Source organism: Mesorhizobium sp. WSM4817 (assembly GCF_055811135.1).
On sequence record NZ_JBVVQQ010000027.1, the window covers coordinates 50,266 to 72,786 of the forward strand.

A 22,521-nucleotide genomic window follows, 5' to 3' on the forward strand; every position below is an offset into this window, starting at 1 on the left:
CGGGCACCGCTCATCTCGAGATGGCAGGAGGTTCCGGTGGCAGTTTCTAAATCTGAAAGGGCTCTATTGCTGTCAGGTTTCCGGATGCTGACAGCAGTCGCTTGGGCAGTGTCCTGCATTGCTGCACCGGCCTTTGCCTCTTCCTCACAGGTTTCCGTTCTGCCGGAAGGGGCACGTCGCATGACAGCAGGCGAAATCTACGATCTCTATAGAGACAAGAGCTGGCAGTGGGACAGCGGAGCCGGACGAATGGTGGGCGCGAACCGGCAATTTTCGGCGTGGACTGACGGTGAGACGGGCAAATCCTGGGCGGAAGGCCGCTGGATCATCACCGAGACAGGTTGGATGTGTCTCAACGCGACATGGCATTCCGAACAGGGTGTATTTCCCGCCAAGACCTGCTTTTCGCATCGCATCGACAATGGAACGATCTATCAGAAGCGCGAGCCCGGTGGTGAGTGGTATGCGTTCCGTAACGCCGAGGTCCACCAAGGCGACGAGGCCAGCAAGCTAGTGTCCACCGATCTGGTTTCCCGTCCACTCGATGCCATCAAAGCCGCGCTTGGTGCGGCACAGCAATCTGAACAGTAAGAAAGGGAGGGATCCTTGAAAAGTCTCTTTAAACTATCAGCAGCCTTGCTTTGCGGCTTATGCATTTCCGGTGGTGTTTATGCAGCCAGCGGCGTGTCGGGAGCGAGTGTCGACAGCCGCAATCAGTTTCGGGATAAGCGTCCCATCATCACGGCTGACTCTGTAACCCCCGGCGCCTACGATCCGCATGCGGATTATACCAACGATTCCAACTCAAAAATCGAACACCTTTTTCTTCCCTGGGAAGATGTGGATCTGGCAACGCTCAGCGCCGCAGATGCCTATGCGCGTGAGCGTGGACGTTCCCTGTTGATCACAGTCGAGCCGTGGTCCTGGGCGCGGGACTGGCGTGTAGGTCCCGAGGATTTGCTCGCCGGGATTTTGGGCGGGCGCTACGATGCCAATATGTCAGCGGTCTGCTCTGCGGCGGCGCAGCTGAAAAGCCCCGTCACTATCCGCTGGGGGCAGGAAATGGAAGATAATGACGGGCAATTCACCTGGGCTTTCTGGAATGCTGAAGGTTATGTGAACGCCTATAGGCATGTCATCGACATATGCCGCAAGCATCTTCCGTCGGCCCAATACATGTGGTCACCGAAAGGAGAAGAAGGACTGGAAGCCTTCTATCCTGGCGACAAATATGTCGACATTATCGGTCTGTCCGTCTTTGGCTATCAGCCCTATGACAAGCTGGAGGTCGGTCGTGATACGACTTTTGTGGAGCGCACAAAGCCGGGTTATGACCGTGTGACGGGCTTCGGCAAACCAATCGCCATTGCGGAGCTTGGCTACGAAGGTAACGACGAATATGCTCGTGACTGGGCCGCGGAAGCAAACAAGCCGCATGCCGAGTTCCCGGACATGACAGCCGTTGTCTACTTCAACGATCTCGAAGTCTATCCATGGCCGAGAAAGGTTGGCCGGCCCGATTGGCGCGTGGCCAACCATCCGCTGGACTGATCCAAGTCGTTCGACAGAGTGGTTCGGCTTTCACCAGATGGCCGAACCGCTCCATCCCTTTATTTCTATGCGGTTCCAACGCAGGACTCTTACGCAGTCTTACTGGAATTGCCTTGGTGGAGAGGAAGTAAAATGTTTTCGATCCGTTCGATTATCTCAAGTGCGGTGCTGTTTGTGTTCTTGCTTGCAGGCAATGCCTACGCCGCTCCCAAACAACCGGCGGGCGACGCTATAGAAAAACGCGCCGCTGCCGCGACGCCGATGAAGGCCTCAGCGGTTGAAAAGCTCTATGCCGGCCGCACCTGGAAATGGCAAAACGGCGGTGGGTTCTATTCTGCGGAGACAACTGCTCGCGGGCTGTTCTCTGCAAATAGGAAGCCGTTCGCCGCTTGGTCGCGCAAACGGGCAGCATGGTCCTATGCGGAGGGAAACTGGTATGCAACCAATGGGGGCAAGCTCTGCATGCGCGCTCTCTGGACCAGCAAAGTAGCGAAAGGGAGTCTGGCCAGAAGCGGTGCAATCACATGTTTCCTGCACCGTGAAAAACATGGCGTCGTTTATCAGAAGCCTTTCAAGGGTGGGAAATGGTATGTCTTTCGTCACAATCCCGCTCGCCGGGACGATGAGGCGCGCAAACTGGTCAAAGGTAATCGGGTAAGCAAAGAAGTTTCGCATCTTAAGGCGAATTCTCGATAACCGCGCAAAAACGGAGCCGCCGCGGCTTCAGGCTCAGGCGCGGCGGCTTCTGTCAAAACCAGGTCCAACATTAAACGCCCGGCTGATTCGAGACCCTTCGAGTGTAGCAACGCGCTTTCTGACCAAAGCCGCTCGGAGTGCAGACATAGCTGTTGCTGTTCAAGTACCGGGATGCTGATATTTTAACGACCTTGCCGGCGGGTTTCTTGTTGTAGCGAACATCGTTGTTAACCCGATATTTGACAAGGTAGACGGACCGTGTCTCTCTCTCTGGCTTACGCAATTCGCCTGCTCGCGCGTTTGCGCCGAGAGCCACGGAAAAAGCAAGCCCGATCGCTGCAATCGCCACTCTTCTAAAACGGTTCCGATGCGCAGTAGAAAACGTCATGTGCTAGCCTCCAATGTTTTTGTTCTGGAGTGCGTTGTACCCACAGGACTTTAGGTTCTGGTTTGAACTATCTTGATAAATTTAGACAAAATGTTGCATTCCCCATGCCTCAGGTGGGGCGATTTGACCAAAATGAGGCCGGCGGCGCGTCCGCCGATGGATGCGAAATTCCACTTCGTCTTCTCGTTGCATCGCGGCGCGGGAGGCGCCGGCTGCGATTTTCTCACCCCGATAGGCCACCAGTGCAACACGCTCGTCATGGGGCCTGGCGGCTACCGCTTCAGCGACTATCCACGCCTGGGACTGCCACTGTCGTTCCTCGTCGTCATTGTTGCCGTGCCGATGCTCATGATCGTTTGGCCAATGACCTGATATGCGGCGGACGATCAATCCTGGCGAAACACGGAGCCCGATGGCAGTTGCGTAGGCCGCTCCCGGTCAAGCAATATGCATCGCTCGTGACAAAGGCTTTGTGCTATCGAGGCGGGCATCTACTGGTAACTATCTGGGTCCTTGGCCTTCCCGGCCTGGCAACTAACTTTACTCAGAAGAGCCTTACGGTAAGCGCCATTAAACACGCGGACAGCTCGTTCGAATTTAGCGGGAGGCGCCAAGTGTTTATCTAGCCCCTCGTTCAAAAGGAGGGGGACAGCCATCATGGCTTTTCCACTTTCGCTGGGTCTCAGCGCCGGGCACCTTTTCAATAGGCCATAGATGTCACCTGAAATTTTTGCAGCCCGATGCAATTTGCCATCTGCCATACGTGCCAAGTAATTGATGTTTTGCTCTAACTGCCCGCCCGAAGCAGTCGATGTTGTGAAGCAGATTCCTGCGATGACCGTTACCAAAATGCGGCTCAAACGTTCCCCTCTTCTTGCAGTCAATTCGCCCTACTAATCATAGCTTGGCCTGGTTCAAAAGCTCACCAATCGGCGTCAGCGGGATTGCCACTAAAGCTCAGTTGCGGACCTCGATGGGCGAACAGTTTATTTGGTGGACAAGCTCAAAATTTCTCGGCTGTGAACGGCGTCGCGATATCGACCGGAATGACTAAGCAGCCTCCAATTTTCTCGCTGAGAAGAACCTCTAATTCGCTAGCCCGTGCAGTGCCGGCGCAAATAATTAAACCCAATACGACGACTGCGCGCATTCTGACCTCCCTTTGATCAACGGCAGCTTTAAACCATTAGGCGGAGCAGCGCCGTTCTCCACCGTGTCGCGGACTGGAAAAGCGGCAAGGTTTGGGCGACACCACTTCGCGAAATCCATAAGCAGTTCCAGCCTCTCAATGGCGATTTTATCGAGGGCGTTCCCGCTGATCCTGGCGGTCGAATGGCACCTAAGCAGGTGACCTGGAGTGCCCTACATCAAGAAATTGAAATCTCTGTAAGTAGCTGATTTTGCCATATAAAATAATGATGGCTGGGGCGCCAGGATTCGAACCTGGGATTGTCGGTACCAAAAACCGATGCCTTACCACTTGGCTACGCCCCAGCAGCCGGAACATGCCCGCTGCGCGCGGCCTTATAGGACGAGCCGACGGAAAGCTCAATGCCGAGAATGCCGAGAACGGCAAGTGCGCGGAACTGATCCACCGGTCCCCGCAGATTGGCGTCGCATATCATCGTCTGCTGTCGGGCGATGGCATCTATTCACCCCAACCGCCATTTCATTGCCGGCCGGATCGAAGAAATGGATCCGCCTGCCGCCGGGGAATGAGAAGATCGGCTTGACGATCGTGCCGCCGGCATTTTCGACGGCGCCCAGCGTTTCGAGTTCTCCGGTCAGTCACATGGCGTTATCGCTAGTTCCTGTTTTGTCCTCTTCAACTGGCCGTCGAGCCGCAAGTCTTTTTGTTATCGCTTTTTCTTAATCGATTGTAGAAGCCGGCTGGCTTGCCGACGGCTTGCCTTTCGCACTGCAGCATCATATCGCTCGTGCAGGGACACGGCGGAACTTCGGCTTCGTCAATCTTTTCAATCTCCTGCAACCGGAGAGCAAGCATGACCAAATGGGTCTACACCTTTGGCGACGGCGCTGCGGAAGGCCGTGCCGGCGACAGGAACCTGCTGGGCGGCAAGGGCGCCAATCTGGCCGAAATGTGCAGCCTGGGGCTGCCGGTGCCGCCGGGGTTCACCATCACCACCGAGGTCTGCAACGCCTATTACGCCAACGGCCGCACCTACCCGGCCTCGCTGGAGGCGGACGTCGCGGTTGCGCTTGACAACATCGGCCGGCTGACCGGGCGCCGCTTCGGCGATCCCTCAAAACTGCTTTTGGTGTCGGTGCGTTCCGGTGCCCGCGCTTCGATGCCCGGCATGATGGACACCGTGCTCAATCTCGGCCTGAACGACGAGACGGTCGAGGCGCTGGCCGCCGATTCAGGCGACGCCCGCTTTGCCTATGACAGCTACCGGCGTTTCATCCAGATGTATTCCGATGTCGTCATGGGCCTCGACCATGAGGTGTTCGAGGAAATCCTCGAAGACCAGAAGGGCGGCCTCGGCCATGAACTCGATACCGAACTGAGCGCCATCGAATGGCAGGGCGTGATCGCGCTCTATAAGGCCAAGGTCGAGGAGGAACTCGGCAAACCGTTTCCGCAAGATCCGAACGAGCAGCTCTGGGGTGCGATCGGCGCCGTGTTTTCGAGCTGGATGAACAACCGCGCCATCACCTACCGGCGCCTGCACGACATTCCCGAAAGCTGGGGCACCGCGGTCAACGTCCAGGCCATGGTCTTCGGCAATATGGGCGAGACCTCGGCCACCGGCGTCGCCTTCACCCGCAATCCGTCGACCGGCGAAAAGATGCTCTATGGCGAGTTCCTGGTGAATGCGCAGGGCGAGGATGTCGTCGCCGGCATCCGCACGCCGCAAAACATCACCGAGGCGGCGCGCATTGCCGCCGGCTCCGACAAGCCGTCGCTGCAGAAGCTGATGCCGGAAGCGTTTCAGTCTTTCGTCACCATCTCCGACCGTCTGGAAAAGCACTACCGCGACATGCAGGATCTCGAATTCACCATCGAGCGCGGTAAATTGTGGATGCTGCAGACGAGGTCCGGCAAGCGCACCGCCAAGGCGGCGCTCAAAATCGCCGTCGAAATGGCGCGCGACAAGCTCATTTCAAAGGAGGAGGCGGTGGCCCGCATCGATCCGGCCTCGCTCGACCAGTTGCTGCATCCGACCATCGATCCGAAGGCAGCACGCGATGTCATCGGCATCGGTCTGCCCGCATCTCCGGGTGCAGCCACCGGCGAGATCGTGTTTTCCTCCAACGATGCCGAGGAGCTCAAGACGCAAGGCCGCAAGGCGATCCTCGTGCGTATCGAGACCAGTCCCGAGGACATCCACGGCATGCATGCGGCGGAAGGCATCCTGACCACGCGTGGCGGCATGACCAGCCACGCTGCAGTGGTGGCGCGCGGCATGGGCAAGCCTTGTGTGTCGGGCGCCGGCTCGCTGCGCGTCGACTACAGGGCCGGCACCCTGATGGCGATGGGATCGACGTTCCGCAAGGGCGATATCATCACCATCGACGGCGGCAACGGCCAGGTGTTGAAGGGCGCCGTACCGATGCTGCAGCCGGAGCTCTCGGGCGATTTCGCCGCCATCATGGAATGGGCCGATGCCGTGCGCCGCATGAAGGTGCGCACCAACGCCGAAACGCCGCTCGACGCGCGCATGGCGCGTTCCTTCGGCGCCGAAGGCATCGGGCTTTGCCGCACCGAGCACATGTTCTTCGAGGGCGACCGCATCGTTGCCATGCGCGAGATGATCCTGGCCGACACGGAAAAGGGCAGGCGAACGGCGCTCGCAAAACTCTTGCCCATGCAGCGCTCGGATTTCCTCGAATTGTTCGAGATCATGGCCGGCCTGCCGGTGACGATCCGCTTGCTCGATCCGCCGCTGCACGAATTCCTGCCCAAGACCGAGGAAGAGGTGGCCGAAGTCGCCGCCGCCATGAACCTGTCGCCCGACAAGCTCAGGCAGCGCACCGAGGCCCTGCACGAATTTAACCCGATGCTTGGCCATCGCGGCTGCCGGCTTGCGGTTTCCTATCCCGAAATCGCCGAGATGCAGGCGCGCGCCATATTCGAGGCCGCCGTCGAAGCCGGCAGGAAGGCCGGCGCGCTGGTGGTCCCGGAAATCATGGTGCCGCTGGTCGGTCTGGTGAAGGAGCTCGACTACGTCAAGGCGCGGATCGATGCCGTCGCCAGGAGCGTGATGGAGGAAACCGGCGTCAAGATCACCTATCTGACCGGAACGATGATCGAACTGCCGCGCGCCGCGATCCGCGCCCAAGCCATCGCCGAGGCGGCCGAATTCTTCTCTTTCGGCACCAACGATCTGACCCAGACCACTTTTGGCATCTCACGCGACGATGCGGCCTCGTTCCTGGAGACCTATCGCCAGAAGGGCATCATCGAGCAGGATCCGTTCGTGTCGCTCGACATCGAAGGCGTCGGCGAACTGGTGCGGATGGCGGCCGAAAAAGGCAGGGCAACGCGGCCGGATATCAAGCTCGGCATTTGCGGCGAGCATGGCGGCGATCCGGCGTCGATCCATTTCTGCGAGGAGATCGGCCTCGACTACGTGTCGTGCTCGCCCTACCGCGTGCCGATCGCCAGGCTGGCTGCCGCGCAGGCGGCGGTGCAGGCTGCTAAGAACGGTCGCGGGTAAGGCGCCGACGTCGGCCATTGCCGTGCCACCGAATGATCGGCGGGACAGGCCACGAGCCGTCCCTGCTCATCTGGCCCTGCTCAGGCTGGCCCTGTTCAGGCTGGTTTGGCTTCGACCGTCACCTTGTTGGGATAGAACGCGCCGTGATCGCGGATTTCGATCATCTCGTCGAAAGGCTGCTCATAGGCCCACATCGCATCCTTGCCTGCTTCCGCGGCAGGCAGCACGCTCCAATAGCTCGCATCGCCCTTGAACGGGCAATGAGTCGACGAGTCCGTCTTGCGAAGCTGGTCGAAATCGATGTCTTCGAATGGAATGTAGAGGATCCCGGGGTAGGGGGATTCGGTCAACACCTTGGCCCTCCTGGACGAGGCAATGACCGCGTCGCCGGCGCGTACGGTCACAGTTCCGCTGAAGGGCTCGATGGTAATCACTTTAGCCGGGTTGCGCTGAAAGCCGGGTGACGGATTGGCGGTCTGGTCCATGACGGTTCTCCTTGCACGACCTAAGGTGTGTAGGGTGTGCGCGCTACGCAAGGGCGCTGTCGAATGCGGGGGCTCCATCGCCTTTTGGCGTTGCCGGATCTCTCGTCAAATCGAGCTTGGCTATGACCGATCAGGGCCGATGACCGATCAGGGCTGATGACCGATCAGGCGGCAGCCTGAAACGCGTCCATCAGCCCGGCATAGGCGGCGGCGATACCGGCGACAGGATTGGTGCTTCGCGACGCGGTTTCGACCTTGAGCGCACCACCGCCGGTCGGCAGGGTAAGAAGCAGGAACTGGCGGTTGCCGCCATCGCCGACGCAAGCCGCGGCGACGTGCTGGCTTTCGCCTTCGTTCTGAACGCACATCTTGAACAGCAGCGTGCCGCCGACCGCCTCAAGGGCTCCGCCGACGACTTCGACGAATTCGTCCTCGGAAACGGTTTTGGCGTCCGGCACCAAATCGGCCAGGCTTTCGGCAAGCGAATCTTCGAGAGCTTTGTCGTCGAGCTGCGCGTCCATGCGAACCTCTTTCATTCGCCAATCACACCCCTACCATTAATCAAAGTTAATGTCGACAATGGCCGGATTGTGGCGGTTTTCTCTGCCTTTTCGAACAATGCGCTGCTTCTGCCCGGTCATGGCTGGACAATCCGCTTGTTCGTCCCACAATGGAGCGAAAACCAGTGGGGGAACGAAAACCAATGGGAGGAGAAGTATGCTCGGACTGATGCAGGAATGGCCGCTGCTTTGCCACAAGCTCATCGACAACGCAGCCAGGCAGCACGGCGAACGCGAGATTGTGTCGCGCTCGATCGAGGGCCCGATCGTCCGGACCACTTACGTCGAAATTCATCGCCGTGCCTTGCGGGTCGCTGAGCGGCTCGAGCGTGATGGCTTTGGGCTTGGCGACCGCATCGCCACATTGGCCTGGAATACGGCGCGCCACATCGAAGCCTGGTACGGCATCATGGGTGTCGGCGCGATCTATCACACGCTTAATCCGCGCCTGTTTCCCGAGCAGATCGCCTGGATCATGAACAATGCCGCGGACAAGGCGATCTTCGTCGATCTGACATTCATGCCGCTGCTTGAAAAGATCGCCGGCGCGGTCAAATCGCTCAAGCAGGTGATCGTGCTGACTGATAAGGCGCAAATGCCGCAGACGGCGCTGCCGAATGCTGTCGCCTATGAGGAATGGCTCGACGAAGCCGACGGCGCCTTCACCTGGAAGACGTTCGATGAAAACACCGCCGCCGGCATGTGCTACACCTCGGGCACGACAGGCGATCCGAAAGGCGTCCTCTATAGCCATCGCTCGAACGTGCTGCACGCCATGATTGCGGCGATGCCCGATGCGATGGGCCTCTCCTCGCGCGACACCATACTGCCGGTTGTGCCGATGTTCCACGCCAACGCCTGGGGCCTCGGCCAGAGCGGCCCGATGATCGGCGCCAAGCTGGTCATGCCTGGCTGCAAGATGGACGGCGCCTCGATCTATGAATTGCTCGACACGGAAAAGGTGACGTTCAGCGCCGCCGTGCCGACAGTGTGGTTGATGCTGCTCCAGTACCTGGAGGAGACCGGCAAGAAACTTCCCTATCTGAACAAGGTCGTTATCGGCGGCTCATCCTGCCCGCGTGCGATCACGGCAAAGTTCCAGGGCAATTACGATGTTGAGGTCATCCATGCATGGGGCATGACCGAAATGTCGCCGCTCGGCACGCTGTGTACCTTGAAGCCGGGCTATGCCGGGCTTGAGGGCGAAGCCCGGCTCGACGTCCAGAGCAAGCAGGGTTTTCCACCTTTCGGGGTCGAAATGAAGGTCACCGACGACGACGACAAGGAACTGCCTTGGGACGGCAGGACATTCGGGCGGCTGAAGGTCCGCGGACCGGCCGTCGCGCGTGCCTATTATAGCGGCATCGGATCCGAACAGTTCGATGAAGAAGGCTGGTTCGATACCGGTGATGTCGCCCATATCGACCCAGGCGGCTACATGCAGATCACCGATCGCGCCAAGGACGTCATCAAGTCGGGCGGTGAATGGATCTCGACCATAGAGCTTGAGAATCTCGCTATCGGTCATCCGGATGTGGCGGAGGCGGCCGCCATCGGCATCCAACATTCGAAATGGGGCGAACGGCCGTTGCTTGTCGTCGTCCGCAAGCCGGGCCGGGAGCCGACCAAGACGGATATCCTCGCCTTCATGGACGGCAAGGTGGCGAAGTGGTGGATGCCGGATGACGTCGCCTTCGTCGGCGAAATTCCCCACACCGCTACCGGCAAGATCCAGAAGACAACCTTGCGCCGGCAGTTCAGGGACTATCGCCTGCCGACGGACTGACTGACATGACGTCTTTCGCCTTCAAGCCGCCGTTGAACGGCTTAAGCGCCGGTTCGGGGTGAAGCAGTGCTGAAAATGATGAAAACTCCCGAGCGACAGACGTCGAGGGCGGCCGGCTGGTCGCGGCGGACAGGCGCTTTTTCGGCGGTCCTTCTGCTGACCGTTCTCGTCGGCCACCGCTATCAGCTTGTTGAAACGCCGGCTTTCCTTTGGGTGCTCGGCATTGTCGCGCTGCTTGCCGCCTTTGCGCTGTTGTTCGCCGGATTTGCGTTTTCGAGACTGTGGAATTTCGGCGACCGTGGCGGTCGCGATCTCACCGTCGGCACGGTGCTGGCACTGCTGGTGCTTGTTCCTTTTGGCATTGCCGCCTATTGGGCAGCGACTTCTCCGCCGCTCAGGGACATCTCGACGGATTTCGACGATCCGCCGGTGCTCGACACCAGCACCCGGACCGGGGATATGAACGCGCTTTCGCCGCCGACCCCGGGCGAGCGGCGCCTGCAGACCGAGACCTATCCGCTGGTCACCGGACGCAGCTACAATCTGCCTTTCGATCGGGTCCTGGAAGCCGTCGAAACCGTGCTCGGTCGTCGGGACTGGCAGCTTGCGGCGCAGTTTCCCCGTGCGATCGGGCAAAGCGAGGTGACGATCAACGCCCTGGCCAGGAGCTTCATCCTCAGCCTTCCCGCCGACGTCGCCATCCGTGTGACCGACGATGGCGATGCGGTCATCGTCGACATGCGTTCGGCCTCGCGTTACGGCCGCTACGACCTTGGCGACAATGCGGCCCGCATCGTGGATTTCCTGGCCGAGCTGGATCAGGAAGTCGCCGGCCAGGTCGGCACGGCCCCGGCCGAGTGACGTCCAGAGCATTTTTACAGCCAAAGCGGAATCGCTTTGACGCCACAGAAATGCGGCTAATACAATCAGTGGTTGAGTATCCGAACAGGCTATTCGGCCGGTTCGAATTCACCCTTGAGCAAAATTGTCTCCACCGGCCCAAGCGGATTGATGATCCGGCTCTCCAGGACTTCGACAAGCTTGCGTCCGACAGCCGCCATATCGACGGAATGAACTTCGATCTTTGCCGGCAGGAAGCGTGCCAGCCGTGTGCTGTCACGCGTGACGATGTGGACGTCGCTCCCCGGCGCAAGACCTCTTTTGCCAAGAGCGTGCAGCGCCCCCAGAAGGCCCAGTTCGTTGGCGCATGCCAGGCCTGTCGGCGGATCTGAGCAAGCCAGCAAGCGATCGAACCAGGCTGCGCTCGATTCCATGGTGAACATGCCATGACCGATCAGCGCTTGGTCGATCGGAATGCCGGCCTCGGCCATTGCCCTTGCATAGCCGGAAAGACGCTTGGCGCTTCCCTGATCCTCCGGAACCAGAAGTTGCAGTGCAATGCGTCGGCAGCCCTTGTCCATGAGCCGTCGGGTTGCCTCGTAGGCAATCTGTTCATTGTCGACATCGACATACGGATACGCGGTATCCAGGTCGGTTCTTCCAAACGCGACGAATGGCATGCGTTGATCCAGCAGCAGCTTGACGCGCGGATCACCCGACACCAGGCGCGTGATGATCAGTCCGTCCGTGCTGCGCGCCTGAAGCTGCCGCTGCACGCTCTCGACGGGATCGTCGTCGGGCGTGGTGGAATAGATGGACAGACTATAACCGGCTTTTCGCGCCGCCAGCGTCATGCCTTCGATCAAAGGCAGCTTCAACAGATCGGAGAGATGGTCTCGGGTCTCCATCGGCAGCACTGCCGTCAGCGTCAGCGTTCGACCGGTTTTGAGCGCACGACCATGATGGTTTGGCAGATAGCCGACCCGCTTGGCCGCCTCCTTGACGCGGGCTATGGTCGAGGGCTGCACTTCCGGCCCATCCTTCAGAGCGCGGGACACCGTGGTCACCGAGAGGGAAAGTTCCGCCGCGATCTGCTTTAGATTGGCCATTGTTCGCCCGACTTCATTTGCGAAAGCGCCGGCTGACTTGCTGACCGCCATAACGTTACCGGATTCGACATCCCGGTCAATCCGAACGCCCGTGGCAAGCAGCTTGACTCCTGCGTATTCAGATGCAATCGTAACGTTACGATTACAAATAAATAGCCATTTCAGGCAATATTTGATCAAGTTGGGGAGGAGAACCTATGTCCTGGCTGCGCATTTCCTTAACAGCATTCACCATCTCGGCTGCCTTGCCCGTCCATGCGCAAACACTCACCATCACGACCGCAGGCGGCGATTATGGCAACGCCATGAAAGAGGCCATGTGGGACCCTGCTGCACAAGAGCTTGGCCATGATGTTCGCGAGGAGACGCTGAGCGACGGCCTGGCCGCCTTGAAGATGCAGGTCACCTCGGGGGCAGTTGCGACCGACATTATCCACCTCGGCTCGCCGGAAGGCGCCCAGGCCGCCGCTCAGTCGCTGCTGGAGCCGCTCGACTACGAGATCATCGATGCCAAATCCGTGCCGGAGGGTGCCGCGTCCGACTACTGCTATCCGTTCGATTCCTATGGCACCGTCCTGTCGTGGAACACCAAGACCTATGGCGACAACCCGCCGAAGACCTGGGCCGAGTTCTGGGACGTTGCCAAATTCCCGGGCCGCCGCGCGTTGCGCGCCAATGCGCAGGACTCGATCGAGATCGCGCTTCTCTCCGATGGCGTGGCGCCGGCGGACGTCTATTCCGTGCTCAGCACGCCGGAAGGGCTGGAGCGCGCCATCAAGCGGCTTGAAGCGATCAAACCGGATGTCGCCGTGTGGTGGACCTCGGGAGCCCAGTCCGCGCAGCTGCTGAAGGATGGTGAGGCGGATCTGGTCGTTACCTGGAACGGACGCGCAGAGACTGTTAAAAAAGATGGCGGCGCGGCTGACTACACGTTCAAGGGTTCGGTCATCGGCACGGACTGCCTTGGGGTGCCGAAGGGCGCGCCGAACAAGGAAGCCGCCATGAAGCTCATCGCAGCGATGACGCAGCCGGCGCGTGTTGCGAAGCTGACCGATTTCATCGCCTATGGCCCGGTCAATCCTGCGGCCTATGAGGGTGGCCTGATTCCCGAGGACCGTCTGAAGACGCTTGCGACGGCGCCTGAAAATGCCGGCACTTCGGTGTTTTCCAATTCGGAATGGTGGGTCAAGAACGGCGAGGCTGCCCAACAAGCCTTCGATGAGATGATGGCCCGCTGAGTCTCGGCTGACAAGGCTGGAGCAGATGATGACGTCGCTCCCGATCACCATCGACAGCGTCAGCAAGGCTTACGGGTCCTACGTCGCGCTGGATGATGTTTCGCTCGACATTCAAGCTGGCGAGTTCCTCACGCTGCTGGGGCCATCGGGATCGGGCAAGACCACGCTGCTCATGGCTCTGGCCGGTTTTGTTCGGCCGGATTCCGGCAAGCTGTTGTTGAGCGATCGCGACATCACCCGTCTGGCGCCCAACAAACGCGACATCGGCATCGTATTCCAGAATTACGCCTTGTTTCCCCACATGAACGTCCTGGCGAATGTCGCGTATCCGCTGGCGCTGCGCAAGACGCCGAGAGCGGAGGCGCGTCAGCGGGCGCTTGCCACCTTGGCCCGCGTCAAGCTGGATGGCCTGGCGGAGCGCAATGTTGCCGCACTGTCCGGCGGCCAGCGCCAACGGGTGGCGTTGGCGCGGGCTATCGTCTTCGAGCCGCGTGTGATGCTGATGGATGAGCCGCTGTCGGCGCTCGACAAGAATCTGCGCGAAACCATGCAGTACGAGATCCGGCGTCTGCACAATGACCTGGGGATCACCACAATCTATGTGACTCACGACCAGCGCGAAGCGCTGATCATGTCCGACCGGATTGCGGTGATGAATTTTGGCCGCATCCAGCAGATCGATACGCCGCAGCGGATCTATGATCGTCCATCGACCCGCTTCGTCGCCGAGTTCATGGGCGAGGCAAACATTGTGGCGCCGGGCTCGGTGCGCAGGATCGACGGTGCCGAAGCGTCACGCGAAACCCTGATGATACGCGCCGAAAGCTTCCATCTTGACGCGAAGCTCGCCGGGGCAGACGCAGTGGCTCTCGAAGGCATACTGCGCGCCAAGGCGTTCCGCGGCGAGAACTGGCTTTTGACGCTGGCGCTTGACGGTGGCCAGGAGGTTCTTGTCTGCATTCCGGCGGCGCTGGCCGGCGGCTGCGCCGAGCTTGCCGCCGGTCAGCGGATGGCCGCCTATGCACCAGCAGCGAAGGTTCACGCGATACCGGGAGCGCTGGCGTGACCGCCACCGTGGATCCAGCGCTGCTGGCGGATGCGCGACGCGAGCGGCGTTTCTTCCTTTCGCTTTCGCTGCCGGCGCTGTTCATCGTTGGACTGGCGGCGATATTGCCCATCCTTTGGATCATCCGGCAATCTTTCCTGACCACAGGCGGTGAGTACACTGTCGGCAACTACGCCAAAGTGCTTTCGAGCGGACTGACATGGTCGGCGCTCGTCACCACCCTCGAACTGTCGCTCGGCACGCTGGCGATCTGCATTCTTCTGGGCATCCCGCTGGCACTCGCCTTGGCCAGCGCCAGGCCAAGGGTGGCCAACGTGCTGATGGCCTTCGTCATGCTGCCGCTGTGGACCGCTATCCTGGTGCGCACCTATGGCTGGCTCGTGCTGTTGCGGCGTGATGGCCTGATCAACGCGGCCTTGACTGGTTCGGGCCTGACGGCGGAGCCTTTGCCGCTGGTCTACAACTTCACCGGGACGCTGATCGGCATGGTTCACTACATGCTGCCGATCTTTCTGCTGCCGGTTTATGCCGCGATGCGCGATATCGACCCAAACCTCGTTCGCGCGGCAGCGAGCATGGGAGCCACGCTCGGGCAGGTCATCCGCACCGTCATAATGCCGCTTTCGGCCGGCGGCATCTTCTCGGGTTCGGTCATCGTCCTCATCTATTCCATCGGTTTTTTCATCACGCCGGCGGTGCTTGGCGGCGGCAAGGTAAATCCTCTCTCCACCCGGATCGAGCGTGCGCTATCGACCTTTCAGGATTGGGGGTCGGCGAGCGTCCTGGGCATTCTGCTCCTCGTTCTCATGGCGCTGATCGGTGTGATGCTGCTGGCGGCACGCCGCCTGCTGGCCCAGAACGCAGCGGCAGCCTCCCATGCTTGAAGCCTATCCGCACAACCGGCTCGCCCGCATCGTCCTGTGGAGCTTTGCTGCTCTGGTCATGGCATTTCTGATGTTGCCGACGCTGGTCGTGGTGCCGCTTTCGTTTTCGGCGTCTAACCTCCTCGAGTTTCCGCCGCACGCCTACTCGTTGCGCTGGTACGAGAATTTTTTCGGCTCGGCGACGTGGATGGCAGCGCTCAGGACGAGCCTGATCCTCGGGACATTGACGGCGCTGATCGCGGCGCCTTTTGCGCTGCTCGCCTGCATCTCGATGAATCGGCTGGGCGGCAAGACCGCAGCTTCCATCCAGAGCATCCTGCTCACCCCTTCGATCACCCCGGGAATCCTGCTGGCGATCGGCCTCTTCTTTGTGCTGGCGGCGCAACGCCTGGTCGGAACGCTGTTCGGTGTGCTGGTCGGACATGTGGTGCTGGCCGTACCGGTGGCGTGCATCGTGTTGCTGCCCGCGCTGGCTCGCTTCGACTGGAACCAGGTTCAGGCGGCGCGCAGCCTCGGCGCGGACTGGGCCAGGGCAATTGGCGGAATAATCGTTCCGCAACTTCGGCTCAGCCTGTTGTCGGCGACACTGATGGCGTTCCTGACGTCGCTCGACGAGTCCGTGATTTCGATCTTCGTGGCAAGTGGTCGCAACAGCACGATGCCGAAGCTCATGTTCATCTCGCTGCGCGATCAGATCGATCCGACCATTGCGGCGATCTCGACATTGTGGACCGCCATTGTTGTGGTCGTCGTCGTGATCGTCGCCCTTCGCCAAAAATCCTGACCGAGCCAAAAATCCTGACCGAGTTGGAAGCATGCCCCAAAATCATCACGCGGCCGGTGCTCCGGCGGACCGATCGACTGACATACCTCAGGTAGGCTTGGCCATCATCACCGGGTCGGCAAACTGGGGGCTTGCCTTCCCGGAAGATATCGGCTTCGAGGGCGTGCGCACGCTGCGGCGCGACATGAGTTTTGAAACGCCTTTCGGACGTTCCGACAACTGGAAGTTGCTCGAGTTCGATGCCTCGATTTCAGCCGAAGGCAGAGCAAAGCGGGCGTTGTGCATGTATTCGCACGGCAATCCCCGCGACCATATCGACCATTCCTGCCATCGCCGCGCGTTCTGGGTGTTGATGCAAGCGGGGGTGCGGCAAGTCCTCGCCTGCTCGACCGTTGGCGCCGTCAACAAGGCGATCCAGCCCGGCGACATGGTGGTGCCCGCCGATATCATCGAACTGACGCAGACCCCGTTTTCACTGCTTCCGGACCGCCAGAGTTTTGACTGTTCGGGCAAGCAGATCGTATGTCCAAGATGTGCGGCGGTTCTGGCCGAGACGGCCCGCCGCCATTGGCCGGCCGAATGCCGCGTTCATGGCATCGAACAGCAACTGGTGGCTGCCCATTGTTATGGGCCGCGGCTGACAACCCCGGCCGAAGCCTTGGCCTATCGCGGCATGGGGGCGGACGTGCTCAATCATTCCATCGCCCCCGAGGCGACCTTGGCGCGCGAGATCGGCGCCTGCTTCGTGCCCTGTGCGTTCGTCACGGCGGGCTTTAACGACTATATGGACCGCAACCGCCAGAAATTGCTGCAGGAGGACGTGCTGCCCAATCTCTCGATGACAGCCTCGCTTGTCGCGCTGGAGACCGCCGCGCGACTTCCGGTCAATCCGCAATGCTCTTGCCAGGGTCTGAAGTCGCCTCAACCGGAAGAGCGTTCCAGCCGGTTCTGAGCTTTCAGGAGCGGAGTGCGCGTTCTGGCGGGAGCTTAGCCAGGCAGGCTGAAAATGCCGTCGATGTCAGGGTCGCCGTCGGTGCTCGCCAGGCCGCGCCCCACCAGGTCCTCGAGATGGGCAAGCACCGACAGCGCGGCCGCGCCGTGCAGGCGCGGGTCGGTATCCCGATAGATCGCCGCGACCATCTCCTTGATCGTCCGGTCGCCGCTTCTGATCCGCTCCAGGATCGCTTGCTCGCGCATCCTGCGATGCGTCTTCAACGCGCGCATGAAGCTGCGCGGCGCCGTCACCGGCCCGCCATGGCCGGGCAGCAGCAGGCGGTCGTCGCGCTCGATCAGCCGATCCAGCGAGGCCATATAGTCGGCCATGGCGCCGTCCGGCGGCGCAACGATGGAGGTCGCCCAGGCCATGACATGATCGGCCGAGAACAGGGTACCGGTTCCTTCCAGCGCAAAGGCTGCATGATTGGCGGTATGGCCCGGGGTCGGCACCGTTCTGATCGCCCAGCCGTCGCCGTCGACCACCATATCGTCGGCAAGCGCGATATCCGGATTGAAGGCGGTGTCGGCGCTGGCGTCGAGCGGGTTGATTTCGCCTATGCGCAGCGGCCTCGCCGGCCGATGCGGACCCTCGGCCAGGACAATCGCACCGGTGTGCTGCTTCAACCGCGCTGCCAGCGGAGAATGGTCGCGATGCGTGTGGCTGACGAAAATGTGGCTGACCGGCCTGTCTGCGATCACCTCGAGCAGTGTCTTGAGATGCGCCTCGTCATCCGGCCCGGGATCGACCACCGCCAGCGTCTCGCGCCCGACGATGTAGCTGTTGGTGCCGTAGAATGTGAACGGGCTGGGATTTTTCGCGGTGATCCGAACCACGTCAGGCGCAACCTTCACGCCCTGGCCGTAGGCCGGGTCGAAGTCTGTGTCGAATTTCAGCGCCATGGCAGTTCAGCCCTGTTCCAGAGGCGGCAAAACCGATGTCGGCAAAACCGATTGCCGCATAACACGGAAGCCAATATAGGAAAACGCAAGGCCGCGATCTGCGGCAGTCCGCAATGAGGAAGACCATGGCAATTGCAACGACGCCGCTTGTTTCTCTCGCTCTGCCTGAAAAGGGCGCGGCCCGCCTGGCGACGCAGCTTTTACTGGCGATCGTTGGAACACTGGTGCTGACCTTGTCGGCCAAGACCAGGGTTTTGCTCGGACCGGTCGACATCTCGATGCAGACCCTGGCCGTGTTCCTGATATCAGCTGCATTCGGCATGCGCCTCGGCGTCGCCACGCTGCTTCTCTACATGGCGGAGGGCGCGATGGGCTTGCCGGTCTTCCAGGGCACGCCGGAAAAGGGCATCGGCCTTGCCTACATGCTCGGCTCGACCGGCGGCTATCTTGCCGGCTTCGTGGTCATGGCGGCGATCGTTGGCTGGGCCGCCGATCGTGGCTGGGATCGCCATCCGGTCAAGCTTTTCAACGCGATGCTGGTTGCCGAAATCGTCATGATGGCGATGGGCTTTGCCTGGCTGGCGCTGCTCATCGGCCCGGAAAAGTCATGGCAGTTCGGCGTCGTGCCGTTCATCGTCGGCGATCTGATCAAGGTCGGCCTGGCGGCGAGCCTTGTGCCGGCCGTCTGGTCGCTGCTCAAACGCTCCTGAACTCTGGTCGACAGATCGGGCGCGGCACTGATCGAGCACGCAACCACAGATCGTGGAATGGGTCCCGTTTCAGCGACGGCCTGCCTCGAGTTCTCGTCAAAGCAAGCCGCCGCCAAGCGGTCGGTAACGCTTTGCTAACGATAACCGTCACACAATGTTCAAATCGACTGATTAAGCACCAGAAGAGCCAGCGGTTCGTCGCGAGTCAGCGTAACCAGGCAGCTACATATCGACGCAATTGCTCGATACCGCTGCTGGATAGCTAAACAAGAAATCGGCGCGATGACTATTAGGCGCAGCTAAAGTAGTGGACAATTAACAGGATTCGACCAATCGCCTTGATTCTCGCGACATGGTTGCTTGCTGGTGTCTTCACGCTGTCGTAACGCTTGCCCCGACCGTGCCAAGACCGCCGAGAAGGATACTTGTGATCAGCCCGGAAAAAACAACTGTTAAGGCGACTGTATTGCCGCAGCGGCCCGCAACCGGCATCGCAGCACGCTGGTATGCCGCCAGCGTTTTTCCGGGAAAAGAAGACGTCGCCGAACGGCATCTCCGGATACAGGGTTTTCGCCCGTTTATACCTCGCTGCGAGAGGACCATTCGTCATGCCCGGCGCGTCGAGACGCGACCGGCAGCCTATTTTCCAGGTTACATGTTCATCGCCCTCGATGTCGCGCTGCAGCGGTGGCGCTCGGTCAACGGGACGTTCGGTGTGCGCTCCCTCATCATGCAGGGCGAGCGGCCATTGCCGGTCCCGTCGGGGCTGGTGGAGCGGTTCATTGCCCTGACCGACAAGGACGGCTTGCTTGATTTCAGTGGAGGCCTTACTGCGGGCGCTTCGGTTCGGATTCTTTCGGGCCCTTTCGCGGAGATGATCGGTCGCCTTGACCGGCTCGATCCGGCTGGAAGGGCCCGGGTTCTGGTTGCCATCATGAATGGCGAGATCCCTGTCGACCTGGATTCAAGGGAACTCGTCGCGATCGCGTAGCGCCACCATCAAGGCGGCGCGGTATGTAAATTGTTATGGTATCCGCTCTCGGGATTCACCCGGGAGTGCGGTAGCCGTCGGTTGGTAAGACTCGCGCTCTGCGAGATCGTCTCATCCGCGCCGATTGGGAGTACGTGGCATGCGAATAACAATGATTGGCGCCGGCTATGTCGGGCTTGTCTCGGGCGCCTGTTTCGCCGACTTTGGCCATCAGGTCTGCTGCATTGATCGCGATCCAGAAAAGCTTGCCATGCTCAAGGGCGGCAAGATACCAATCTATGAGCCAGGGCTCGAGGAACTTGTCACGACCAACGCTTTGCAAGGTCGCTTGCGTTTCGACGACAATCTGGCGGATGCGGTTTCTCAATCGGATGTCGTCTTCATTGCCGTGGGCACGCCGTCGCGACGTGGCGACGGTTTTGCCGATCTATCCTTTGTTTATGACGCGGCGGCCGAAGTAGGCCGGGCGCTGAAGGGATTTACGGTCGTTGTGACGAAATCAACGGTGCCTGTTGGTACTGGTGACGAGGTCGAGCGAATTATCCGCGAGCAGAATCCAGCGGCCGATTTTGCGGTGGTCTCCAATCCGGAATTTCTTCGCGAGGGATCGGCGATCGACGATTTCAAGCGACCTGATCGCATCATTGTCGGGACCGACTCCACAGCGGCCAAGGCAGTGATGGGCGAGGTCTACCGTCCGCTCTCGCTGAATGCCGCGCCGATTTTCTATACGAGCCGACGCACGGCGGAGCTTACCAAATATGCAGGGAATGCATTTTTGGCGATGAAGATCACCTTCATCAACGAAATTGCCGATCTCTGCGAGCGGTTGGGAGCCGATGTGCAGGACGTCGCGCGGGGCATCGGCATGGACAATCGCATCGGCGCAAAGTTTCTTCACGCCGGGCCGGGCTACGGCGGCTCCTGTTTCCCGAAAGATACGCTGGCGCTGGTCAAGACCGCGCAGGACGCGGCAAGTCCCATCCGGCTTATTGAAACGACGGTCTCGATAAACGACCAGCGTAAACGGGCAATGGCGCGCAAAGTGGTCGATGCCTGCGGGGGCTCGGTTCGCGGCAAGACCATTGGTGTCCTCGGCCTTACGTTCAAGCCAAACACCGACGACATGCGCGACGCCCCCTCATTAGCCATCATCCAGGCGCTGAAGGATGCGGGCGCTTCGATCAAGGCGTATGACCCGGTCGGCATGGAGCAGGCGCGCAAGCTGATCGAGGGCATTGAATTCGGGGACAGCGCCTACGCGGTAGCCGACGGCTCCCATGCGATAGTGATCGTCACCGAGTGGAATGCCTTTCGGTCATTGGATCTCAAGCGGCTCCGTGCGCTCATGGCGATGCCAGTGATGGTTGACCTTCGAAACGTTTACCGAGGTGAAGATGTCGTGAAGGAAGGCATAGCCTATTCGAGCGTTGGCCGAGAGCAGCATCTTGTCAAGTGAGCGTCAGTCGAGTTTGTTTACCGATCTGCCAGTGAGTGCTTGGCATTGAATGCTCCCATCATAAAGCCGCAGAGCCAGCGGCACTTGCTGCATCGGATCAGGTTTCAGCTTCTTGGTGGATTGGCTTTTGCAATTCTAACTCCGGCGCTAGTTAGAATGCTTATAAATACTGATATATTGTACTATTCAAACATTCAGATTACGATTTTCGCAGGCATGGTCGCTCATACTGTAGGTTTCTTTTTCTTTCGTCGAATAATCAATCTACCCGGCGTTGCGGCTGCCGGCTATATTATGCCCACCTTTGCCATGTCCTACGGACTTGTATATTTGGGAATTTTCCTGTTCCGAATTGACTATAGCGCGTTCCAGGCAGCCGGCAGTTTGACGCTGTCGATCTTCTGGTATTTCGGTTTGAGCGTCCTGAGCCGGCGCCTGGATCCGTACAGTCTCGCCGTGGTTCCAGGCGGGGCTGTCAGTCGTCTTGAAGAGATTGGCGGCGTGAATTGGCATTGGCTCGGTTCCCCCGAAACTATCATTGACCGCGTAAGCGGCGTTGTTGCCGACCTTCGTGCCGAGCTATCCGACGATTGGGAGCGCTATATAGCTGACCAGGCTCTCGCAGGCGTTCCTGTCTATCACGTCAAGCAGATCAGTGAATCGTTGACGGGTCGCGTCGAAATCGAGCATTTGTCCGAAAACACGTTGGGTTCGCTTAACCCCAATCAGGCCTATATCAAGATCAAGCAGGTGATCGATTGGGTGACCGCGGTGTTGGTCCTGATCATTCTGGCGCCGTTCTTGTTGTTGGTTGCGCTGATGATCAGGCTGGAATCTTGTGGACCCGCCATATTTCGCCAGGAGCGCCTAGGCTACGGCGGAAAATCATTTACGGTCTATAAATTCCGGACGATGACGGTCAGTGCACCTGAGGCGGCAAACGTTCGCAGTCTCGCCGTCACCAGGCCGGGCGACAGCAGGATTACCCGGCTCGGCCGCTTCCTTCGCAGGAGCCGAATTGACGAACTGCCGCAGTTGATAAATATCGTTCGCTCGGAAATGAGCTGGATTGGACCTCGCCCCGAAGCAACGGTGTTGACTTCTCACTATTCGGTGGCGCTGCCGTTCTATCGCTACCGAAATATCGTTCGTCCAGGAATTTCAGGGTGGGCCCAGGTGAATCAGGGATACGTGTCGGACGACGACGATGAGATCGAGAAGCTGCACTATGATTTCTATTACATCAAGAATTTCTCCCCATGGCTCGATATCGTTATCGTGCTAAGGACCCTAAAAACGATGCTAAGCGGGTTTGGGTCCCGATAATAGCCAAGTTGAATTCAGCCTGGTTGCATTTGGTCGAACGCTGCACCGTTTGACTGGAGAATGCTAATCG

At 59.8% G+C, this 22,521-nt stretch carries 22 protein-coding genes, 1 tRNA gene and 2 pseudogenes; 16 read left to right on the top strand and 9 right to left on the bottom strand.

Annotated features, from left to right (window positions below):
• Positions 1 to 84 precede the first annotated feature (84 nt).
• The 3 genes from AC0L2K_RS28615 to AC0L2K_RS28625 all read left to right on the top strand — a co-directional run bounded on the left by AC0L2K_RS28615 (position 85) and on the right by AC0L2K_RS28625 (position 2,247).
• On the top strand, positions 85 to 591 hold the full coding sequence (locus tag AC0L2K_RS28615; protein WP_023797912.1) for a DUF995 domain-containing protein: 507 nt from the start codon (positions 85 to 87) through the stop codon (positions 589 to 591).
• A 15-nt stretch (positions 592 to 606) separates the two neighbouring features.
• A complete protein-coding gene (locus AC0L2K_RS28620; protein ID WP_128174330.1) occupies positions 607 to 1,551 on the top strand; it encodes a glycoside hydrolase family 26 protein in 945 nt (314 codons plus the stop codon).
• A gap of 132 nt (positions 1,552 to 1,683) precedes the next feature.
• The gene (locus AC0L2K_RS28625) at positions 1,684 to 2,247 is read left to right on the top strand and encodes a DUF995 domain-containing protein (RefSeq protein ID WP_023797910.1); all 564 of its coding nucleotides are present in this window, start codon (positions 1,684 to 1,686) and stop codon (positions 2,245 to 2,247) included.
• 70 nt (positions 2,248 to 2,317) lie between these two features.
• Here AC0L2K_RS28625 and AC0L2K_RS28630 read toward each other — a convergent pair whose 3' ends face one another.
• Positions 2,318 to 2,635, bottom strand: a complete 318-nt coding sequence (locus AC0L2K_RS28630; RefSeq protein ID WP_306454934.1) for a hypothetical protein — start codon at positions 2,633 to 2,635, stop codon at positions 2,318 to 2,320.
• Between the two features lie 204 nt (positions 2,636 to 2,839).
• Here AC0L2K_RS28630 and AC0L2K_RS28635 point away from each other — a divergent pair.
• Positions 2,840 to 3,007, top strand: a pseudogene (locus AC0L2K_RS28635) (SLC13 family permease); the annotation flags it as partial.
• Positions 3,008 to 3,126: 119 nt separating this feature from the next.
• Here the strand turns inward: AC0L2K_RS28635 and AC0L2K_RS28640 are convergent.
• From AC0L2K_RS28640 to AC0L2K_RS28655, 4 genes and pseudogenes are all read right to left on the bottom strand, one after another.
• Positions 3,127 to 3,495, bottom strand: a complete 369-nt coding sequence (locus AC0L2K_RS28640) for a hypothetical protein (RefSeq protein ID WP_473532964.1) — start codon at positions 3,493 to 3,495, stop codon at positions 3,127 to 3,129.
• 143 nt (positions 3,496 to 3,638) lie between these two features.
• Positions 3,639 to 3,785 (bottom strand): hypothetical protein, encoded by a 147-nt coding sequence (locus AC0L2K_RS28645; protein ID WP_473532965.1) that lies wholly within the window; start codon positions 3,783 to 3,785, stop codon positions 3,639 to 3,641.
• Positions 3,786 to 4,054: 269 nt separating this feature from the next.
• Positions 4,055 to 4,129 (bottom strand) — tRNA-Gln (locus AC0L2K_RS28650).
• A gap of 165 nt (positions 4,130 to 4,294) precedes the next feature.
• Positions 4,295 to 4,408 (bottom strand): annotated as a pseudogene (locus AC0L2K_RS28655) (VOC family protein); the annotation flags it as partial.
• 230 nt (positions 4,409 to 4,638) lie between these two features.
• Between AC0L2K_RS28655 and ppdK the strand changes: the two are divergent.
• Entirely contained in the window at positions 4,639 to 7,317 is a 2,679-nt protein-coding gene (gene ppdK / locus AC0L2K_RS28660; RefSeq protein ID WP_473532966.1) for a pyruvate, phosphate dikinase, read from the top strand.
• A gap of 95 nt (positions 7,318 to 7,412) precedes the next feature.
• Here the strand turns inward: ppdK and AC0L2K_RS28665 are convergent, their stop codons facing one another.
• Positions 7,413 to 7,802, bottom strand: coding sequence for a DUF427 domain-containing protein (locus tag AC0L2K_RS28665; protein ID WP_473532967.1), 390 nt, complete (start codon positions 7,800 to 7,802; stop codon positions 7,413 to 7,415).
• A 164-nt stretch (positions 7,803 to 7,966) separates the two neighbouring features.
• A complete protein-coding gene (locus AC0L2K_RS28670; RefSeq protein WP_023797902.1) occupies positions 7,967 to 8,323 on the bottom strand; it encodes a hypothetical protein in 357 nt (118 codons plus the stop codon).
• Between the two features lie 196 nt (positions 8,324 to 8,519).
• Here AC0L2K_RS28670 and AC0L2K_RS28675 point away from each other — a divergent pair, with 196 nt between their 5' ends.
• Both AC0L2K_RS28675 and AC0L2K_RS28680 read left to right on the top strand, forming a co-directional pair.
• Positions 8,520 to 10,148 (top strand): fatty-acid--CoA ligase, encoded by a 1,629-nt coding sequence (locus tag AC0L2K_RS28675; protein WP_473532968.1) that lies wholly within the window; start codon positions 8,520 to 8,522, stop codon positions 10,146 to 10,148.
• 75 nt (positions 10,149 to 10,223) lie between these two features.
• Entirely contained in the window at positions 10,224 to 11,009 is a 786-nt protein-coding gene (locus AC0L2K_RS28680; protein ID WP_287171541.1) for a DUF1499 domain-containing protein, read from the top strand.
• Positions 11,010 to 11,098: 89 nt separating this feature from the next.
• On the opposite strand, the gene AC0L2K_RS28685 is transcribed toward AC0L2K_RS28680, so the two are convergent.
• Positions 11,099 to 12,277, bottom strand: a complete 1,179-nt coding sequence (locus tag AC0L2K_RS28685; RefSeq protein ID WP_473532969.1) for a LacI family DNA-binding transcriptional regulator — start codon at positions 12,275 to 12,277, stop codon at positions 11,099 to 11,101.
• 17 nt (positions 12,278 to 12,294) lie between these two features.
• On the opposite strand from AC0L2K_RS28685, the gene AC0L2K_RS28690 reads away from it, so the two are divergent.
• The 5 genes from AC0L2K_RS28690 (at position 12,295) to AC0L2K_RS28710 (ending at position 17,021) form a co-directional block, all read left to right on the top strand.
• Complete coding sequence (locus AC0L2K_RS28690; RefSeq protein WP_473532970.1) at positions 12,295 to 13,335, top strand: ABC transporter substrate-binding protein; 1,041 nt, start codon at positions 12,295 to 12,297, stop codon at positions 13,333 to 13,335.
• Between the two features lie 28 nt (positions 13,336 to 13,363).
• Positions 13,364 to 14,401, top strand: coding sequence for an ABC transporter ATP-binding protein (locus AC0L2K_RS28695; protein WP_473532971.1), 1,038 nt, complete (start codon positions 13,364 to 13,366; stop codon positions 14,399 to 14,401).
• Positions 14,398 to 15,285: an ABC transporter permease gene (locus AC0L2K_RS28700; protein WP_287227609.1), complete on the top strand. Its 888-nt coding sequence runs from the start codon at positions 14,398 to 14,400 to the stop codon at positions 15,283 to 15,285. Before AC0L2K_RS28695 ends, AC0L2K_RS28700 begins: the two co-directional genes overlap by 4 nt.
• A complete protein-coding gene (locus AC0L2K_RS28705) occupies positions 15,278 to 16,069 on the top strand; it encodes an ABC transporter permease (protein ID WP_473532972.1) in 792 nt (263 codons plus the stop codon). The genes AC0L2K_RS28700 and AC0L2K_RS28705 overlap by 8 nt, the downstream gene beginning before the upstream one ends.
• A gap of 97 nt (positions 16,070 to 16,166) precedes the next feature.
• On the top strand, positions 16,167 to 17,021 hold the full coding sequence (locus AC0L2K_RS28710) for a phosphorylase family protein (protein WP_473532973.1): 855 nt from the start codon (positions 16,167 to 16,169) through the stop codon (positions 17,019 to 17,021).
• A 35-nt stretch (positions 17,022 to 17,056) separates the two neighbouring features.
• On the opposite strand, the gene AC0L2K_RS28715 is transcribed toward AC0L2K_RS28710, so the two are convergent.
• Complete coding sequence (locus AC0L2K_RS28715; RefSeq protein ID WP_473532974.1) at positions 17,057 to 17,965, bottom strand: MBL fold metallo-hydrolase; 909 nt, start codon at positions 17,963 to 17,965, stop codon at positions 17,057 to 17,059.
• 125 nt (positions 17,966 to 18,090) lie between these two features.
• Between AC0L2K_RS28715 and AC0L2K_RS28720 the strand changes: the two genes are divergently transcribed.
• The 4 genes from AC0L2K_RS28720 (at position 18,091) to AC0L2K_RS28735 (ending at position 22,451) form a co-directional block, all read left to right on the top strand.
• Positions 18,091 to 18,675 (top strand): biotin transporter BioY, encoded by a 585-nt coding sequence (locus AC0L2K_RS28720; RefSeq protein WP_287065171.1) that lies wholly within the window; start codon positions 18,091 to 18,093, stop codon positions 18,673 to 18,675.
• A 352-nt stretch (positions 18,676 to 19,027) separates the two neighbouring features.
• A complete protein-coding gene (nusG, locus tag AC0L2K_RS28725; RefSeq protein WP_473532975.1) occupies positions 19,028 to 19,666 on the top strand; it encodes a transcription termination/antitermination protein NusG in 639 nt (212 codons plus the stop codon).
• Positions 19,667 to 19,805: 139 nt separating this feature from the next.
• Positions 19,806 to 21,125, top strand: coding sequence for a UDP-glucose dehydrogenase family protein (locus AC0L2K_RS28730; protein WP_473532993.1), 1,320 nt, complete (start codon positions 19,806 to 19,808; stop codon positions 21,123 to 21,125).
• A gap of 216 nt (positions 21,126 to 21,341) precedes the next feature.
• On the top strand, positions 21,342 to 22,451 hold the full coding sequence (locus AC0L2K_RS28735; RefSeq protein WP_473532976.1) for a sugar transferase: 1,110 nt from the start codon (positions 21,342 to 21,344) through the stop codon (positions 22,449 to 22,451).
• The last annotated feature ends 70 nt before the right edge of the window (positions 22,452 to 22,521 follow it).

Bases quoted from the DNA above. Each gene is read 5' to 3' on its own strand.
- AC0L2K_RS28630 (WP_306454934.1), bottom strand. From the start codon at position 2,635: ATGACGTTTTCTACTGCGCATCGGAACCGTTTTAGAAGAGTGGCGATT.
- AC0L2K_RS28675 (WP_473532968.1), top strand. From the start codon at position 8,520: ATGCTCGGACTGATGCAGGAATGGCCGCTGCTTTGCCACAAGCTCATC.
- AC0L2K_RS28715 (WP_473532974.1), bottom strand. From the start codon at position 17,965: ATGGCGCTGAAATTCGACACAGACTTCGACCCGGCCTACGGCCAGGGC.
- nusG (WP_473532975.1), top strand. From the start codon at position 19,028: ATGGTTGCTTGCTGGTGTCTTCACGCTGTCGTAACGCTTGCCCCGACC.
- AC0L2K_RS28735 (WP_473532976.1), top strand. From the start codon at position 21,342: ATGGTCGCTCATACTGTAGGTTTCTTTTTCTTTCGTCGAATAATCAAT.
- AC0L2K_RS28615 (WP_023797912.1), top strand. From the start codon at position 85: ATGCTGACAGCAGTCGCTTGGGCAGTGTCCTGCATTGCTGCACCGGCC.
- AC0L2K_RS28665 (WP_473532967.1), bottom strand. From the start codon at position 7,802: ATGGACCAGACCGCCAATCCGTCACCCGGCTTTCAGCGCAACCCGGCT.
- AC0L2K_RS28690 (WP_473532970.1), top strand. From the start codon at position 12,295: ATGTCCTGGCTGCGCATTTCCTTAACAGCATTCACCATCTCGGCTGCC.
- AC0L2K_RS28625 (WP_023797910.1), top strand. From the start codon at position 1,684: ATGTTTTCGATCCGTTCGATTATCTCAAGTGCGGTGCTGTTTGTGTTC.
- AC0L2K_RS28645 (WP_473532965.1), bottom strand. From the start codon at position 3,785: ATGCGCGCAGTCGTCGTATTGGGTTTAATTATTTGCGCCGGCACTGCA.
- AC0L2K_RS28705 (WP_473532972.1), top strand. From the start codon at position 15,278: ATGCTTGAAGCCTATCCGCACAACCGGCTCGCCCGCATCGTCCTGTGG.
- AC0L2K_RS28720 (WP_287065171.1), top strand. From the start codon at position 18,091: ATGGCAATTGCAACGACGCCGCTTGTTTCTCTCGCTCTGCCTGAAAAG.
- AC0L2K_RS28730 (WP_473532993.1), top strand. From the start codon at position 19,806: ATGCGAATAACAATGATTGGCGCCGGCTATGTCGGGCTTGTCTCGGGC.
- ppdK (WP_473532966.1), top strand. From the start codon at position 4,639: ATGACCAAATGGGTCTACACCTTTGGCGACGGCGCTGCGGAAGGCCGT.
- AC0L2K_RS28680 (WP_287171541.1), top strand. From the start codon at position 10,224: ATGATGAAAACTCCCGAGCGACAGACGTCGAGGGCGGCCGGCTGGTCG.
- AC0L2K_RS28695 (WP_473532971.1), top strand. From the start codon at position 13,364: ATGACGTCGCTCCCGATCACCATCGACAGCGTCAGCAAGGCTTACGGG.
- AC0L2K_RS28670 (WP_023797902.1), bottom strand. From the start codon at position 8,323: ATGGACGCGCAGCTCGACGACAAAGCTCTCGAAGATTCGCTTGCCGAA.